At 31.2% G+C, this 19540-nt stretch carries 9 protein-coding genes and 1 pseudogene; 2 read left to right on the top strand and 8 right to left on the bottom strand.

Going from position 1 to position 19540, the window contains the following annotated elements:
- The first annotated feature begins 2469 nt into the window (after positions 1-2469).
- The gene (locus OC535_RS13000; RefSeq protein ID WP_498824005.1) at positions 2470-2613 is read left to right on the top strand and encodes a hypothetical protein; all 144 of its coding nucleotides are present in this window, start codon (positions 2470-2472) and stop codon (positions 2611-2613) included.
- A 479-nt stretch (positions 2614-3092) separates the two neighbouring features.
- A pseudogene (locus OC535_RS12995) lies at positions 3093-4207 on the top strand (IS256 family transposase).
- Between the two features lie 191 nt (positions 4208-4398).
- On the opposite strand, the gene OC535_RS12990 reads toward OC535_RS12995, so the two are convergent.
- The 8 genes from OC535_RS12990 to OC535_RS12955 form a co-directional block, all read right to left on the bottom strand.
- Positions 4399-10617 (bottom strand): alpha-N-acetylglucosaminidase TIM-barrel domain-containing protein, encoded by a 6219-nt coding sequence (locus OC535_RS12990; RefSeq protein ID WP_498824004.1) that lies wholly within the window; start codon positions 10615-10617, stop codon positions 4399-4401.
- A gap of 129 nt (positions 10618-10746) precedes the next feature.
- A complete protein-coding gene (locus OC535_RS12985) occupies positions 10747-11496 on the bottom strand; it encodes a Nif3-like dinuclear metal center hexameric protein (RefSeq protein ID WP_498824003.1) in 750 nt (249 codons plus the stop codon).
- A complete protein-coding gene (locus OC535_RS12980) occupies positions 11483-12175 on the bottom strand; it encodes a tRNA (adenine(22)-N(1))-methyltransferase (RefSeq protein ID WP_227053506.1) in 693 nt (230 codons plus the stop codon). The genes OC535_RS12985 and OC535_RS12980 overlap by 14 nt, the downstream gene beginning before the upstream one ends.
- 1 nt (position 12176) lies before the next feature.
- Positions 12177-13427, bottom strand: coding sequence for an RNA polymerase sigma factor RpoD (gene rpoD, locus OC535_RS12975; RefSeq protein WP_024722293.1), 1251 nt, complete (start codon positions 13425-13427; stop codon positions 12177-12179).
- Positions 13428-13430: 3 nt separating this feature from the next.
- Complete coding sequence (gene dnaG / locus OC535_RS12970) at positions 13431-15182, bottom strand: DNA primase (RefSeq protein WP_498824002.1); 1752 nt, start codon at positions 15180-15182, stop codon at positions 13431-13433.
- Positions 15183-15197: 15 nt separating this feature from the next.
- The gene (locus OC535_RS12965) at positions 15198-16574 is read right to left on the bottom strand and encodes a glycine--tRNA ligase (protein ID WP_498824017.1); all 1377 of its coding nucleotides are present in this window, start codon (positions 16572-16574) and stop codon (positions 15198-15200) included.
- A 150-nt stretch (positions 16575-16724) separates the two neighbouring features.
- Complete coding sequence (locus OC535_RS12960; protein WP_024722295.1) at positions 16725-17618, bottom strand: alpha/beta fold hydrolase; 894 nt, start codon at positions 17616-17618, stop codon at positions 16725-16727.
- A 2-nt stretch (positions 17619-17620) separates the two neighbouring features.
- Complete coding sequence (locus OC535_RS12955; protein WP_498824016.1) at positions 17621-19465, bottom strand: YgiQ family radical SAM protein; 1845 nt, start codon at positions 19463-19465, stop codon at positions 17621-17623.
- Positions 19466-19540: the final 75 nt, after the last annotated feature.

Below are 19540 nucleotides of genomic sequence, written 5' to 3'. Positions count from 1 at the left end.
GTTTAATACTGGTGTTCCTGACAGGATCAAATTACATATTATTTGAATCAAAAATTGCTTTCATTATAGATCATTAAGAATATCAGTTTTAAAGCTGAGCTTCAAGATGATTCGATCCTTTTTCATCGACAGTACTTTTTATATGTCTGATATTTCATATCTATTTTTATGCTGTGGTTCCGTAAGCTGACTGTGCTCACGATAAAATTCAATCGTTGTCAATGTAGACATTGGCATATAGTTATTCTTTGTGCACATTTTTTCATGATAAATGTCTTGCCAGTTCCACTTCTGAAAGTCAATTTCGACATCTTTCAGATGATTAAGCCGACCAAGTGCTTCTTTAAAATCATTTGTAGATATTTCTATATCAGGCTGTCCTCAAACGGATTGAATTCAAGTCCGTAATAAATCTTATCCTTCATCATGATATCCTTGCAAATAATGGTTTATTTCTTTTATTCTGGAATTGTCACTTTCTGACTTCAAAGATTTCTATATAACTGTCATTTTCATATATATAAACGTTGCTTATCCGGTTTGTATTTAACTGTTATTCTTGTGCCGATATATTCTGTTTTGTTTCATAAATTCTGGTATTGATCTGATTGGCATCATTGTTTGCCGTATGAAAAATATCTTTTCAAGTAAATTTGAATCGATTCTCCTGATTAAGTTTGAATCATCCATAAATACAAAACCGTTTAATGATGCATGTGGAGAATTGTTTTTGATTGACATATATACCAAAAGCAGCATCTATATCCTCGATACTTTAAACGGCTGAAATCAGTATTACATCCACTGTTCCTTTACTGATTTAAGGCCCGCTCACCTTTCCTCTGGTTGCCATGAAAGATTTTGCACGACTTATCTGAATCTGCAGCTGAGCACAGATAAGTGGCAACTGTTCATTCTTGTACGGTGTGCCGTTGTCAGTAAAAATTCTTTTGTATGCCATATTTAGTTACAACTCTCTTTAATACGGTTTGAACATTTACTCATTGTCTTCGAGAAAAATCCATAACCAACAATCATCCTTGAATGATCATCAATATCATGATCAGATATGTTCTGAAGCTTATGCCCGCTGTCATCGTTAATATAGACAGTAAGTAGTATCCATCTGCCACATGTCATTGGAATGTTCCATTTCAAAGAATTATATCTTCAACAGATATTCAGTTAAGTTCGGGTTTTGAACAATAAATCTTGATTCTGTTGAAAGTGATACATCTTTTTCAATATATCGCCATCTTCTATCAGTTTTAGATAAATGGAAGTGCTTGACTGCATCTGGATTGTTTGCTTTCATATCAATGATTTTATTTTTGTCTTTGGTCAGTTTGCGTGGAATGAATTGTCTCTGTTGGCATGTTTTAAAAATCACTCCCGCAAGTCATACCAGTAATACCAGTCGGAGAATTCTTTTTGAAGTGCCGTCAGGATACCGAAACAGTAGACGTAATTCTTTTTGTGAAGTACTGCAGCGCAGAACGGTCAGGATATGTTTCATTAAGAACAGAGACGATCAGTTCATACAAAAGTGCAATTTGAATGTTTTAAATCTTCTTTTTACTGTTATTCATATAGAATGCACCTCATGACTAACCATATAACAAGTGAAATTTTTATTCAAAGGAAAGTATGGAAAAAATCATGTAAAAATGATCATATTTTTAGTTGAGAAATATGCTGCATAAACATAACATGATATTCTGAAAAATAATTTATTATGAAATCAAAACATTCAAAGTCACACCTACCAAAAAGCCAAAAAGAAGTGGACGTTCTGTGAAATTTAATATAAAAGGCAATTTTTTTTTGATTTCTCTAGAAAAACCAGTTATTTTAGAAATAACAGAAAGAATCATGACATTGCGATAGGACTGGATTATTTTTTATTATACAGGGTTGGACAAAATCCGGTAGAAATGATAATACTAATAAAAAAACATGAGTACAGTTACAGCTTTCGCATTTATTCTAACGATAGAAATTAAAATAGTATGTCAGAATCAAAGTTAAATAACGGGATAGACGCATGTCTGTGAAAATGACCAGTAGAACCGCATGTACATTTGATTTGTAAGAGCAAGAGATGAAATATCAAGGTCATATGAATCTTGAAATAATTGTTGAAATTGAAGGTTTGAAATGTTATCTAATCTTGTACAAACATACGTTTTTTTTTTGAAAAAGAAAGGGAAAAGATGACCCTTTCTTTTTTCGTATGTCTAACTCCTTATATAATAATAAAACAGTTAGAATAACTTGCATATAATTTTATCAAATTATTCTAACTGTTTTGTTGCATTTATTAATTTTAATTGACTGGATGGTATTGTTTTTATTTTATATAATGTGCTAATGCTAATATGCATTATAACTTCACTAGAAAATGAATATAATAAATTTATTTCTGCAATATCTGAATTCATAAATACTCTTAGTATATAATAACACAAAATGTCAGAATTAGCATCGAAATTTGTTGTCAATTATAAAGAATTTGATAAAGGAATAAATAATTATACTAATGGAGTAACTATTTTTGGATATAATCAAATGATAAAGAGCATTTCTTCTTTAGCTTCTGGTAGTAGAAATTAAAATAGTTCAAATAATCTTGTTTCTGGTTATCAAATATTGCATACAGCTTATTGAGGGAATAAGAATTAAATAATGGGTTCATGAACTAAACTCTAAGACTTCAAAAATGTACATCGAAATGAAAATAAAATTAATGAGATACTTTCTTCTATACGAGGAGAAAAAACAAAAAACACGCTGTTTTGAAAAAAAATGTCAATAATGTTCAATTTGTTATCAAAATTGCAGCTATTGAAAAAAAAGAAATAAAAGTTAAAGAAAAGCAAACTAAATCTAAATCTTTATGGCAAAATTTATTCAATTATTTGATTTTTAAACAAAAGATTAAATAGTTTATAAAATAGGGAGTGTAAAATAAAGTGTGTAAGTAAGTAATATGTGTTATATACTGCTACACACTTTCTTATTATCAAAATTAAAAATATGGAATTAATGAAATATGGCAAGAATAAAAGAAGATCAAGTAACAATAATAACAAATTATTGATACTTATAATCCACAATCAGCACAGGATATGGATGAAGCTTTAAAAGATATTTTGGACCATTGGCTTTGAATCAATGCTTCAGGAGAATGAACAACCATCTTGGTTATGCAAATCTAACAGTAAAGAAAGAAAAAGACATTAAACAGAAAGAAATGAGTTATTCTCCTAAAAAATAAAAACATCAAGAGAGAATTAGATATTATACCTAGAACAGGGAGGATTTTCAAATTATTCCTAAGAAACGAGAAATGTTTCGAGACATTGAAAATAAAGTCATCTCAATGTATGCAAAGGAATGTCTCAAAGGAATATCAACACATTGAAGATATCTATGGATTTTCGGTTTCTCATGAAATGATTTCCGATATAACTGATGCTATCATTCTGAACTGGAAAACTGGCAAACCGACCACTATTCAATGTTATGCATTCTTATTTGTTGACTGTTTATATGTGACAGTAGAAAATGATTATGAGTAAAAATATGCTGTATGTATTTTAGGCATGACATAAAACAAGGAAAAACTGGGGTTATGGCAGACAAAAGCAAGCATAAATGGATGCAGATTTTTGATGAAATCAAAGCAGAAATTGGAAGATTTTCTTTATATCTATGGATGGTGTTAGTGGACTTGAAGATGGTGCGAAAGCAACCCAATGTTGTGGTACAAAGATGTATTGTCCACCTTATAAGAATTCTATTAAATATGTCCCAAGCAAGATTATAAGCGATTTACAATCGTGAAAAAAGTTTATGGAAGCTCCTAGTTTAAAGGCGGCAAAAACATTTAACATTCAGAAATGAGTAAACAAATCAAGCGTTGATGTATGGAAAGGAACATTCATGTAGAACAGCTGTTTGATTATGGATCAGCCATCAGAAAAGTTATGTATACAACCAATGCAATTGAAAATGTCAATTCAAGTTTTAGAAGGTCATAAAAAAAGAGGAGCATTTCCAAATGAGACAGCGGTATTAAAAGTGTTATATTTAGAGTTCTTGATTATCAGAAAAAATGGTCGAAAATTGGGCAATGGTTATGAATCAATTAATGATGGATGATAGATTTTCAACAAAATCAAAAATATTTAGAAAAATAAAATGACCTATATATACTCGATATAAGTCATTTCTATAGTTCTTTGACAATTTAATAAAATTACTTACACAAATTTCTTGACATTCCCATAAAAATTACTTAAATTATTAAAATAAGTGTAAAAAAGAGATTTCTTACTAAACAATGAAATCTCTTTTTTTAATCATCTCTCATCGAGTTAAAATCTATACAATTTTCTAATAATTCTTTTTTCTTAATAAACTTAATCCCGCAACTGCTAAAACTGATAAACTTGCATAAATACCAATCAAACCATTATCTCCAGTAGCTACACTTGCTGTTGTATCACCGGCTTTTACTGGATTACTTGCTTCTAATCCGGCCATTGCTTTCGTTAATACTTCTTTTGCGTTATCTACCTGTTCCTGTGTTGCTTCTGGATCATTTAATACTGCTTTAGCTTCATCTAATGCTTTTGTCATCACTGACCATGTCTTAGCACTGTAATTTGCAGCATTTAAGCTATTTGCTTTATTGATCAATCCTTGTAATAAATCCTTATTTGGAATCAATCTTAAGTCTAAGTATGCTCTTATCAATGCTTCATATGCATTATCTACATCTGTTTGTGTTGCATTTGAATCTTCTAATACGGCTTTAGCATTTGCCATTGGTTTAGCTAAGTTGGCAACACTTCCTTCTGTATATAGACTCTTATCTAAGCCATTTACTTTGTCATATGCTTCTTGTAATCTTGTCTTATCAACTCTGATCACTAAGCTTGTCATGGCATCTTTTAAGTTATTTAACGCTTCTACTACATCAGCTTCTAAAGCATTTTCATCATTCATGACTTCAATTGCTGCATCTAAGGCTTCTTTGAATGCTGTCCATGAATCTGGGGTGTAGTTTTCTTCTACATAATTATTTGCTTCATTGATCAAGGCTTCTAAAGCAGTCTTATCACCTTTTACAAATTCCAACATATGAATCGCATTAGCTAAACGATAGAATGAAGTATCAACTGTTGTTTGACTAACACTTTTATCAGCTAAAACCTCTGCTGCTTCTTTTAAAGCAGCTTCAAATTCATTAACGACAGCTGGTACGACATTGTCTAAAGCTCCTTGAGCTTTCAATGTATTAGCTGTATCTACAGCCATTTGTAATGCAATTTTATTTGTCTCTACTTCTAAATCAGCATCTATTAAATTATCAATAGCTTCTAATAAAGCATTTTTAGCATTTTCTACTTCTGATAATGAACTGTTTTCTTCATTAACTTTATTAGCCATTTGTAATGCTTCATCAACTTTTTGCCATGATTCTTTTGTGTAATCATCTTCATTAAGTTTATTTGTTTTGTCGATTGCTTCTTGTAAAGCTGTTTTATCTACAATGATCTTATTGTTTTCAAATAATTCAATAGCATTGATCAAATCACTAATAATTATATTTAAATCACCTGCAGTATTTACATTAACATAATCATTTTCAGCTTTATTAACAGCATTTATTAAACTATCCATCGTTTCTTTAGAAACATTACCATTATATTCACCAATTTCAGTATCTTCAATCAATTTATTAGCTACAGCTAATTTTTCTTGATATATTTCTTGATTAGATAATAACGATAACGCCTCTTCTTTAGCTGCTTGTAAAGTTTCTTTACATGCATCTAATTCATTTTGAGTTACTTTGTATGTATTGTAAATGGCTTTAGCACTATCATAAGCATCATTTAAATTTTCATTATCTTTTAGACTTTCTAATTTTAATAACTTGTTTACTTCATCTAATTCTACTAATAAAGGTGTTCTATCAATGCTTATATAAGATCTTAAAAATTCATTATATGCTTTTTCTAACTTTTCTTGTTCCTCTAACACTTCTAAAGAATTAATATTACTATCAAGTTTACTTTCAGCATCACCAATAATATTTTCTAATACTTGTTTAGCAGCTGCTGCATAATCTCCCGCATATTCTCCAATCGTGAACTTAGCTAAATTATTCTTTAACGTAGTGATATAAGAAGCCAATTCGATCGTTGCATCATGACGATAAACATTAAATCCGGAAATTTCAGCACTATCATTATAAATTGTTAAACGTATTTTGCTAGCTAATACAGCATTAAATTCTTCAACATATTTCTTACTGTCTTTTAAATTATTGCTTTCATCAATTAAAACAGACCATTCACTGTCATCTACTGATAAATATTCGATTTTATATTGTAGAGCTTCATTACTTAATTTATATAATTCATAAGCATAAATATCAACTGGTTTTTCAAAAGCAAAAACAATTTCTTTTTCATCATTACTATCAAATTCGACACTTGTAGTGTTATCATTGTCAACTAATGCCTTTTTTTGTTCATCGCTTAAAGAAATATTGGCACTAATTTCACTATCACTAATAACATTACTTGGTTTAGCGAATACTTCAATCTCTGTCATTGCTGGTGAAGCCAAATAGAAACTACCACCTGGCGCTCTTCCTTCAATAACTACATTAACTTTAGAACCACTTACCTTAGCAGGAATCGTATATTCTGACTGCATATCATCAAGATTATCTGTCATATCCATAATTACCGTCTTATTACCAGACGTATCTTCAACCTCGACCTTATATTTAAATCTGATTCCTGGCTTTTCAAAATAAATTTTTACTTCTTCAATAAACTGATCACTGCCTAGATCAACTTGGAAAGTAGTTGGAAAATCATCATGTCCAACATTTTCTAAACCGCTAATTGAACCATCCGTCAATTTGCTAGTATCATAAGAATTCTTATTAATTACATGTCCTGGTTTACCATAAGCAATATTTTGGTATTCAAATTCAAGTTCCGTTTCTTGTAATAACTTGATTTCCGCTAATGCTGGCCAGGCTAAATAAAATTCACCACCTTGAGCTCTAGCTTTTAAGTTAACATAAACTTTTTGAACCATTTGATTAACTGGTAATTTATACATACCTGCTAAATCTTCTGTGTTATCAGATTTATCTTGAATAACTGTTTGATTACCACTAGCATCTTCAATCACAACATCATATTGATATCTTAAACCTGGTTTTTCAAAATATAATTCTAAAACATCTACGTATGCTTCTTCACCTAGATCAAGTGTTAATAAAGCAGGGTATTTATCACCATTTCTTACCCATAGTGAACTTGTATTCTCATCAGTAATTTTATCAGTAACTCCTTCAGGTGTTGTTACTGGAATACCTGCAGCAAGATTTTTATAATTAACCTTTTGGGCTACTTTACCATAAATAAGTAATTCTGTTACTTCAGGGATAATAGTTGTATCAGTTGTTGTAAAAGTAAATTTAACTTTACTTGCTATTCCTTTATAATCAATTAAAGTTTGACTTGTTATTTGTCCATCATTATTTTCGGCTACAACTTTCCATTCACCTTTTTCAAATACTTCTACTTTATAACTATAAGGGAAACCTCCGGCAACCTGTTTTAAAGCAATTTCCATGCCATCAATACTTGATTCTTCTTCTAAATCAACAGTTAAATCAAATTGTGCTACATTGCTTTCACCAACCCAGGCTGTTTCTTTGTTACCATCTGTCAAATTAGTAGTTGGATTAGAAACAAGGTTATTAATTGAAGCACTGACATTCTTTCCTAATGCAATATTTTCTTTTTCCTCTACATTACCAACTAATTGTTTTAGGCTTGAAATTGAATAATCATTATAGGCTTTCATTGCTAATTGACTTAAATCTAAATTAGCTGGAGTTGTGCTATAATCATTGCCTTCATCAGATTTTTCATTAGCCCACTGCCATTCCATTAAAAACCAATTTGTGGTAGCAACAGCACTACCTGTTTCCATAGCTGTTTTTACATCCTCGATCCATTTTTGCCATCTTGGATAATAATAATCTTTTGTGATTCCAGCCCATTGACGATTTGAATAATCACGAAGACCACCACCATTGGCATTTTTCAAACCACCCCAAGTAGTGATTAGATCACGAGCATTAAATTCAAATAAATCTTTTGTCCAGTCATCACTATCATCTAACATCGTTCTTGCTTTTTCAATCCAGTTTCCAACTAAAAAGTCTGAATTCGTTGATAAGATCTGGTCTTGTAATAAAATCATTTCTAAGAACTTATCTGATAGTATTTCAAATTCTGCTAAATTACCATTTTGATAAGCACTGACCATTGCTGCGTGATATTCTTGAGCTGAATTTGAAATTAATTGTCTAGTAATATCTGATAGATCATAAATAAATGCTGGACTATCTTTAAATTCATCATAATTTTTTGCTAATAAATATACTGCGCGTTCTAATTTTTCTTTATCATAGTTAATAGTACTATGTCCCCATGAAGATGCAGAAGTAAAATTAGTTGTTGGTCGCGCATTGATTACTGATTCTGGTGCTCCTTGATAGTAGCTATCCTTACGATTATAACCTGTTTCTAATAGAATATTCCAAACCTCTTCGATATCTTCATTAGTTCCACCATAGATTCTTTTTGCATAATCCTGACTCCATTGTCTAAAATCAATTGGATCTTTGCTCCAAGTCATATCCCAAAGCAATTCATAAGCCATTGGTGAATTCTCAATTGCTTCAGGTGTCATTCCAATTCCCACCATATAATTACTATTTTGATATGTATTAGGAATATTTTGAGATACTTTTTCAGGATTAGCATCTAACCCCATCCGTCCTCCAAAATTATGAAGCATATTCCAGATCCAAGGTGTACTTGCCCCTTCTAATGCTGAATTTCTAGGACTAACTTCAGAAAATAAATCTAAAACAATAACATGATTTTTATCTAAATTTGTTAATTTACTAGTATTTCCGGCAATACTTCCTGACCACTCTTGAATTAGCCAAATTGCATTTTCATCATTTTCCATCATTTTCTTTTGGACAGTTTCATATACTTTAGTATAATTCATATCCCCAATTTTGCCACCTTCATGGAAAGGATCAACTGCATAAATATCAGTTATATCCCCAAAAGTATCGCGTTGTGCTTGATAGAAAATGTCAGCCATTTCTGAAAAATAATCTTTTCCGCCGTTATCTACATAAGTTCTAAGCATGTCTGGTCTTTCATAACCACACCAGTTTCCTTGAGCTACATATTGGACATCAGAATATTTATTTTTGAAATTAGTTGGTACTTGTCCTGAAAAGCCACTTAATACTGGGGTAATGCCATATGTTTGCATTCTATCATGCATTTTACGTCCCAACTCAACACGATTTTCAAACCAGTTATTTGGTAACTTCCCACCATAACTAGTCATGTTTTGCATATAAAACCAGGCAAAATATCCAGGTCCGCAAATATATTCTTTTATTTCATCATCACTATATCCATAAGCACTTAAAGTACGACGAATCACCTCTTCTTGACCAACAATATCTAACATTGTATTGATTCCTGACATTGCTGCCCAATCTAAAAAGACTTCATAATCATCCCAATCCCAAAAGGCCATTGTATATGAATAAGTACAGAAATTTAAGGCATATCGATAATCATACTGCGTTTCTTTTACAATTTTACTATCTAATTGTGGTAATGTCTCTGGCATCTTTAATTGTGAAACAAAAACTGGATTGTAATCAACATTACAATAATATCTTAAATAATGATTAAATCCTGAAGCCATGGCAATACCGTTATTTCCGCGAATAATGATCTTTCCATTAGCGCCATTTTCTATCTCAAAAATATCTTTGTCATCATTAGAATCTCTCATTTCAAAAATAAAAGAATCTTGCCACTCATCACCAATAACCCGACCAACTAATGCTGACATTTCTTTAATTGTTTTATTATTAGCATATTCTTGATCATTAGCAACTTTTTGATACTCATCGGCCCACTCAGTATCTTCAAAATTGGCAACTTCATTGATTTTATCTTCTATATCAACTGCTTCACCAATTCTATCGCCAAATAATTCAACTTCAGCTAAGTTTCCTTCCATTTGGTTAGAATTATAACTTAAATTGATTCTAATATGGCTTGCCTCAACATCTACTATATACTCATCACCATTGGCATTTGCCATCGCATCATCATTTTTATAAGCAATTTTATCATAATTAACACCATCTGTAGATGCATAAATTTGATAATGATTATAAGAACCTTCATTATTATAGATTTTAATTTTAGAAAGTTCATATAACCCATCTAGTGTTAAATCAATATTTCGATAATGGTCATCCATCGAATTAGAAGATGGTGTCATATAATAAGTATTTATATTTCCATCGATTGCTAACGCAGGTTCATGACCACTACTACTTTTCCCCTCAGCTGTAATGTTTGTGATCTTACTATCTTCTTGGGCCCAGATTCTACAATTAGAAGATACTGCAGTACTTAAACATAAGATTCCAGCTAAGCATAATTTTACAAATTTTTTCATTCATTTTCCCCTTTCTTTAATTATTATATAAGAAAATTCTTATATAATAATATTATAACATCTATAAAGTAGTAAAATCATACACAGAGTAGTAAAATTTTTAACTAAAAAGACGATCATGACGATCGTCTAGTATATATAGTAATCATTAATATTTGCTGTTAATACTTCAATATTTTTATTTTTCAATAATTCTTTAAGCTTTTTTTCCATTATTACTTCAATATGATGAGGAACATCAATCAAAACAATATCATGATCTATCGCATATTTAGCATGACGATGTTTAGTATCCCCCGTAATATAGGCATCAACTTTACCTGCCAGCTGCTCAATGTCTTCCGCACCACTGCCACCACATATTGCAATACTAGAAATCATTTTTTCTTTACCAGCATATTTTACTGGTAAATTAAATTTATCTTTAATTTTAGATACTAATTGGCTTGTTGAACAAGGGACATTTAAAATTGCCTGTTTACCAACTTTAATATCATCATAACATTTTACATCATGAACATCTAATTCATTGATCAACCAGTCATTCATGGAAATACCATCTTTTCCTTGATCTAAACAAGTGTGCAGGCTATAAACAATAATATTATTAATTATCGCTAATTGTACAAATTTACCATGATGATTATCAAAACTTAAATTATCAATTTTTTCTAAGAAAAACGGATGATGAGTAATCAACATTTGACAATCATTATCAATAGCTAATTGCAAACTTTGTAGATCCGCATTTAACGAAATCATAACTTTATTAATATCTTGATGGATATCACCTATTTGTACTCCACATTTATCCCATGGCTGCTGTAAATTTAATGGAAAATAATTTTCTAAGTAATTAATTATTTCATAAGCAATCATGTAATACCTCTCTTATCATTTTCATCTTATTATCTATCTCATGATAACGGGGATGATCTTGAGACAATGTATTTTGAATTCTTTTATATACCTGATACTGTTTTTGCCATTTTTCTTTAAATAATGGTGTTTGGTTATTGATCAGGATAGGTCCAAACTCTTCATCTTTTTGATTATAAGTAATTGCTTTATTCTTTCTTGCTGTTACTACCATAACTTCGTAAATATGTCCAGCATCTTTTACCATCTGTTCATCAATGATGATCCAGTCATTTGCAAATAAATATTTTCTTAGATGATCGTTATTAGCATTGGATTGTAAAAATAATACTTTTACATCTCTTAAATATTCACGATGTTCATCTAGTATCTCACAAATTAAATAGGCACCCATTCCGGCAATACTGATCATATCAACTTTACGATTTAAAATCGGATTCAAACCACTTCCAAGCATTGGAAAAACGCGATCTTCTAACGCATACTGCTTGATTGTTTCTTTAGAGGACTCAAGCGGTCCTTTAGCCACATCACAAGCATAAGCACTTGCAATAATTTTATTTTCTACTAAATAACAAGGCAAATACCCATGATCCGTTCCAATATCAGCTAAAACACTTCCTTGTTTATATTTGATGATTACATCGGCAATTAATTGTAATCTTTTTGATAACTTCATCTTAACGGTCTAGAAAATCCTTTAATCTTTTAGAACGCGAAGGGTGTTTTAACTTACGTAATGCCTTAGCTTCAATTTGACGAATTCTTTCCCTAGTTACACTAAATTCTTTACCTACTTCTTCCAATGTTCTCGTTCGTCCATCATCTAGACCAAATCTCAAACGTAATACTTTTTCTTCACGATCTGTAAGTTCTAGTAAAACTTCATTTAACTCATCTTTAAGTAATTCATTTGCTGCATAATCATCTGGTGACATAGCTCCCTCATCTTCGATAAAATCACCTAAATGAGAATCATCTTCTTCACCTATAGGTGTTTCTAAAGAAACTGGTTCTAATGAAATCTTTTGAATTTCGCGAACTTTTTCAGGTGTCATTCCGTCCATCTTTTCAGCAATTTCTTCAGCACTTGGTTCACGCCCCAATTCTTGAATCAATTGACGCTGAATTCGCGTTAATTTATTGATTGTTTCAACCATATGAACTGGTATACGAATCGTTCTTGCCTGATCTGCAATCGCTCTTGTAATTGCCTGACGGATCCACCAGGTTGCATATGTCGAGAATTTGAATCCTTTTGTATAATCAAATTTTTCAACAGCCTTAATCAACCCCATGTTACCTTCTTGAATCAAGTCTAAAAATAACATTCCTCGACCAACATATCTTTTAGCAATAGAAACAACTAAACGTAAATTAGCTGCAGCTAATTCTTTTTTGGCAGTTTCATCACCCTCTAAAATCTTTTTCGCCAAATCGATTTCTTCATCATGTGATAACAATTCAACGCGACCAATTTCCTTTAAATACATCTTTACCGGATCATTGATCTTAACATTACTTCCTAATTGATTTTGATCCATTTCAGCATCAGCATCAGCAACTTGATACATATGAAGTGTATCTCCTGTCATCATATCGAAATCACCAGCAAAATCTAAATCAGGAGTATCATCATCTAAACCTAGATCATCATCTATATCAAGATCTACATCTAAATTTCCTGGTACACCAGCCAATAATAAATCATCTTCAACATCTATATCGTCTAATCCATCATCAGAAATAATAATATCATTTTCGCCAATAAATTCTAATAATTCTTCTGCAAGATCATCATTTAAATCATAAGTAGATAAATAATTATCAATTTGATCTTGTGTTAAAATCCCATCTCCACTTTTTGCATCATCCAAAACAATTTTCTTTAAATCATCAAATGATACAGCTGCTACATTTTTTTTCTTCATACACTACTCCTTATCTTTTAATGCTATGATTTCCTTTAAGATCTGAGCTTTTTGCTTAGGATCAAAAGTATCTTTTAAAGCTTTTTTCAATTCTTCTATTTTAACTTTTACAGTATTTTCTTTAATTATCTCAATATAATCATCAATTGCCTTTGTATCCTCTAATTTAGGCAATTCTAATTGCGATATTTCCACTATATTTTTAACAAGATTCTCATCTTCAATACTACTAATTAAATCAGCAACTTCTAAAACGACTTCCTGACGATAATAATCAACTATATAAGAAGCAATGATTCGATAAGTATCATTAAACATGAATCCCGCTTTTGCTTCATACATAATTGCGACATTTTTATCATTCATCATATAATATAATAAATCTCGTTCCGCTCTTGCATATTTATCAATTAAGCGAACACTTTTTTGATAGGGAATATAATCATTTGTTTGTTTGATCTTGGTACTCGTTTTACTATTTACAAGTTTTAAGATCGTTTCTTTTGAAAAACCAGATTTTTTTTCTAATTGTTGGATATAATAATCTTGATCAATCATATCATCAAGATTACTTATCTCTTTAACAATCGTTTCCAAATATTTTTTACGATCTTCATAGTTATCCATATTCGTCATTTCATAGTAATAATTCATTTTAAAATCCAATGACGATATCGGCTTTTTAATTAAAGCATTCAATTCATCGCTGCCTTTTTTATCCAAAAATTCATCAGGATCTAGATTATCCGGTAAATCAATAACCTTTATAGTAAAGTCCTCTTGCAATAAAATATCAATACTTTTAATAGTTGCGTTTTTTCCCGCTTGATCACCATCTAAACAAAGATAGACGGTTTTACTAAGACGTTTCAATAATTTTATATGTCCTTTTGTCAAAGCTGTTCCCATGATTGCTACTGCATTTTTTATTCCCGCTTTATACAAAGCAATTACATCCATAAAACCTTCTGTAACAATTACAAAACCAGCTTGTCTCGTTTCTTCAATCACTCGGTGATAATTATATAGTGTTTCACCTTTGATAAAAATATCTGACTCGGGTGAATTCATATATTTAGATTCATTTTGACTCGTCTGATAAATACGACCGCTAAATCCTACTACTCGGCCACCAGGATCATATAATGGAAACATGATTCGATTAGTGAAACGGTCATATCCTTTACCAGATTCAATGATCAAACCAGATTCAAACATCACTACTTTATCAAAATTCATTTTTTCAAATGCCTTTAATAAAACATCATTACTAGGTGCATATCCAATTTCAAAAGTATTAATAATTTCATCTGTTATGCCGCGATTAGTCAAATATTCTTTAGCTTCCAAAGCTAATTTAGTATTTAAATAATGGTTATAGATCTTATTAGCTTCATCATGCATTTTATACAACGGCTCTAATCGTTGATCAACAGGCTGAACTCTTTTTTCAAGATGATATTCACTAATATCGACATTCCCCATCGAAGCAACCATTTTTACAGCTTCGATGTAAGAAATCTTCAAATAATTTTTTAAAAAAGTAAAAACATTCCCGCCATTATGACAGACAAAACACATATAAATTTGTTTTTCTGGTGAAATTGACATCGAAGGATGACTATCATCGTGAAACGGGCATAAAGCTACATAATTACGTCCTTTTTTTTGTAAAGAGAGATAGTTACCAATGACATCAACGATATCGACACTTTGTCTGATCTCATTAATTTTTTCTGCTGATAATCTTGGCATCTATGCTCCTCCTTATTAGAATATAACTTTTTTACTAATATGATCCACTAATTCATCAATTGATAAACGAATTTGTTCCATCGTATCACGATCACGTACCGTAACACTATTATCTTCCATCGTATCAAAATCAACAGTTACACAATATGGTGTACCGATCGCATCTTGACGACGATAACGTTTACCAATTTGTCCAGCAACATCATATTCACAACTGAAATGTTTACCCAACATACTATACACTTCAACAGCTTTATCACTTTGTTTTTTAGTTAATGGTAAAACTGCTACCTTATATGGAGCTACAGCTGGATGTAACTTCATTACGATTCTTGTTTCACCGTCTTCTAACGTTTCTTCTTCATAACTATCACATAACACTGATAAGAATAAACGATCCGCTCCAACTGAAGGTTCAATTACATAAGGAATATATTTTTCGTTAGTAGTTGGATCTAAATATTCTAAAGATTTTTTAGAATGATTTTGATGCTGTGTTAAATCATAATTAGTACGATCAGCAATGCCCCATAATTCTCCCCAGCCAAATGGGAAATTATATTCAACATCACAAGTACCTTTAGAATAGAAAGATAACTCTTCTTTATCATGATCTCTAAAACGTAAGTTTTCTTCTTTTAAACCTAGATCCTTTAAGAATTGTTTACAATAACTTTTCCAATATTCAAACCATTCTAGATCAGTATCTGGTTTGCAGAAAAATTCTAATTCCATTTGTTCAAATTCACGCATTCTAAAAATAAAGTTACCTGGTGTAATTTCATTTCTAAAAGCTTTACCAATTTGTCCAATTCCAAAAGGAACTTTTTTACGAGTCGTTCTTTGAATATTTTTAAAGTTCACAAAAATACCTTGAGCTGTTTCAGGACGTAGATACACTGTTGATTTAGCATCTTCTACAACCCCCATTCTTGTTTCAAACATCAATTTAAATTGTCTAACATCAGTAAAATTACTTTTTCCACAGTTAGGACAAACAATTTTATGATCTTTAATATATTTCACTGTTTCTTCACTTGACCAGCCTTCACTGTGAACTGTTGGATCGAATGATTCAATTAATTTATCAGCTCGATGTCTTGTTTTACACTCTTTACAATCGATCAATGGATCAGAAAATCCTCCAACATGTCCACTTGCTTCCCAAACTTTAGGATTCATGAATATTGCAGAATCTAAACCAACATTATATGGCGATTCTTGAATGAATCTTTTCCACCATAATTGTTTAATATTGTTTTTCATCTCTACCCCTAAAGGTCCATAATCCCAAGTATTTGCTAAACCATCATAAATTTCAGATCCTTGATAAACAAATCCCGAAGTTTTAGCATGATTCACTAATTTATCCATATCTTTATTTGTCATAATTTACTCCTTCATCCACCGAATTTTAAATATATAAACAACGAAAGACTTGAACATAGTCAAGCCTATTTTATTATTATATATCTATATTTTATTTTTATGCATATATAAAATACCCTTATAGTGGTTTTTTGTCAACCAACTATAAGGGTTCTAAACATACGTTCGATCATTAAACCACTCTAAAATATCCTTGTACACTTCTCGACGCTGCTGATCATGTAAAATATCATGATAACTATCCTCATATAATTTGATTGAAAGATCTCTTACACCATTATTTAAAAGCGTATCATAAAACCACTTAGGTCCTTTTCCTAATTTACCAAAAACATCTTTTGATCCCGAAACAATCAAAACAGACAAATAATTAGGTATTTTTTTTATTGTCTCATATGCAGTTACTTCTTTAATTAACTTTAAAATATCATTATAGGCCTGATTAGTATAAATAAAATCAGTAAAAGGATCCTGCAAATACTGCTCTAATTCATTTGTATCAGCACTTATGTACGATTCTATTTTAATAATTTTTTTCTTAACGATTTTTGAACGATGCATATTTCCCTTCAATAATATATCACCTTTCAATAATATTTTGCTAAGATTTATGTTACTGAATTTTCCGCAAGTCCCCATAAATATACAGCCTTGTACATAATCACCATAAATCGACACATATTTACGCAAAACAATAGAACCTAATTCATTTCCAATCATAAAATATGGTAGATCAGGATATCTAGCAGCCATGATATTTCTAAGACGCTGCATATCCTCAACCAAATTTTTAGTCGCATCCCCAAAACCAAAATACCCCTGTTCATAATTATATAATGACATCCCATGACCTGGAAAATCACTAACCACTACAACAAAACCATCATGTGCCAAGTACTCAGCAAAACGCTGATAACGTCCCAAATGTTCCCCCATCGCATGATGAATTTGAATTATTGCTTTATAACGAATCATTACAGTAGGAAGATAAATATCAAAATTCACATGCGTCTTAGTTGTCGATGTAAAAGTTTCACTGTATTTCATGATTATCTCCTCCGTTTTTGATAGCTGTTATTTTTTATTGGATAATTTTGTTGATGACTATTTTTTCTGGGTCTGATTAGACATTTTTTACCAAAACCAATTAAATCTCGACGATTTGCTTTGATCAAGGCTTCGTATACTAGATCATAATTTTTAGGATTCCGATATTGAATCAATGCTCTTTGCATTGCTTTTTCTTTAGCTGATTTAGGTACATATACTTTTGACATATCACGAGGATCTAAACCAGTATAATACATTGTTGTTGAAAGAGTTCCTGGAGTTGGATAAAAATCCTGAACTTGTTCTGGTTGATGATGAATATCTCGTAAATATTCTGCTAATTCAATAGCATCTTCCAAAGTACAGCCTGGATGTGATGACATTAAATACGGTACTAAAAATTGTTTTTTATGATACTCTTCATTTAAACGATAATATTTATCAACAAATTTTTCATATAAACCACGACGCGGTTTACCCATTTTATCTAAGACCTGATCACTAATATGTTCAGGAGCTACTTTTAGCTGACCACTAATATGATTTTGAACTAATTCTCGAAAAAAACTATCATCTTTATCATACATTAAATAATCATAACGAATCCCAGAACGAACAAAAACTTTTTTTACATTAGGCAGCATCTTCAACTTATTTAATAATTCTTTATAATCCTGATGACTTACTTCTAAGTTATTACAAGGTTTGGGCCATAAACACTGTTTTGTCGGACAGGCTCCAAACTTATTTTGTTTCTTACATGCCGGCTGTCTAAAATTAGCAGTTGGTCCGCCTACATCATGAATATATCCCTTAAACTCTGGATCCCAAACCATTTTACTTGCTTCAGCAAGTATTGACTCATGTGAACGAGTTTGCACGATTCGTCCCTGATGAAAAGCTAGAGCACAAAAATTACAAGAGCCAAAACAGCCGCGATTACTTATCAATGAAAATTTAACCTCATCAATAGCTGGAATATGTTTATAATCAGGGTGTCCCATTCGGTTATAATCCAATGAATAAGCGCGATCAAATTCCCGTTGCGTTAATGGTCGATTAGGTCTATTTTGCACCACATACCAGCCTTGATATGGCTCTACTAATGTTTTAGCACTATAATGATCAGTATTTAAATACTGAATCTGAAATGATTTTGCATAAGCAGTTTTATCTTTACAGATTTCTTCAAAACTTGGCAACATGATTGGTTCATGAGCATCTTCAAGATTTTTAGTTTTAAATACTGTTCCATCTAAATAAGTTAAATATTTGATTTCTAAACCACTATCCAAAGCTTCAGCCACTTCAATAATACTATTTTCACCCATCCCATATAATAGTAGATCAGCATTAGCATCGATAATAATTGATTTACGAACCTTATCATCCCAGTAATCATAATGTCCCAAGCGTCTTAAGCTAGCTTCAATACCACCGATTATAATATTAGCATCTTTATAAGCTTGACGTGCCATCTGACTATAAACGATCACTGCTCGATCAGGGCGCTTAAACCCTTCACTGCCCGGTGTATATAAATCTTTATGACGACGTTTTTTAGCAACAGTATAGTGATTAACCATTGAATCAATATTTCCTGATGATATCAAAAATCCTAGTCGCGGTTTACCAAACTGACGAAACTCTTCAACGTTGTGCCAATCAGGCTGAGCCAAAAAACAAACCTTAAACCCATGACTTTCTAAAGTTCGACAAATAATAGCTGCCCCAAATGATGGGTGATCAACATAACCATCTCCACATATATATACAAAATCAGGCTGTTTCCAGCCTCTTGCTTCCATTTCTTGACGATTTACTGGTAAAAATTCACTCACGATTATCCCTCTTTCTATATTTATTAATTATATACGTAAAATCACAAAAAATAAACAAAATAGACAAAAGTTATACCA

It is taken from the genome of Clostridium sp. Marseille-Q5894 (assembly GCF_946902305.1).
Lineage (GTDB): Bacteria > Bacillota_I > Bacilli_A > Erysipelotrichales > Coprobacillaceae > Thomasclavelia.
Note: the sequence above shows the minus strand (reverse complement) of the source record. Positions and strands in the feature narration are given on the sequence as shown.

Coding starts and splice junctions, on each gene's coding strand:
- OC535_RS13000 (WP_498824005.1), top strand. CDS start 2,470: ATGTCAGAATTAGCATCGAAATTTGTTGTCAATTATAAAGAATTTGAT.
- OC535_RS12990 (WP_498824004.1), bottom strand. CDS start 10,617: ATGAAAAAATTTGTAAAATTATGCTTAGCTGGAATCTTATGTTTAAGT.
- OC535_RS12985 (WP_498824003.1), bottom strand. CDS start 11,496: ATGATTGCTTATGAAATAATTAATTACTTAGAAAATTATTTTCCATTA.
- OC535_RS12980 (WP_227053506.1), bottom strand. CDS start 12,175: ATGAAGTTATCAAAAAGATTACAATTAATTGCCGATGTAATCATCAAA.
- rpoD (WP_024722293.1), bottom strand. CDS start 13,427: ATGAAGAAAAAAAATGTAGCAGCTGTATCATTTGATGATTTAAAGAAA.
- dnaG (WP_498824002.1), bottom strand. CDS start 15,182: ATGCCAAGATTATCAGCAGAAAAAATTAATGAGATCAGACAAAGTGTC.
- OC535_RS12960 (WP_024722295.1), bottom strand. CDS start 17,618: ATGAAATACAGTGAAACTTTTACATCGACAACTAAGACGCATGTGAAT.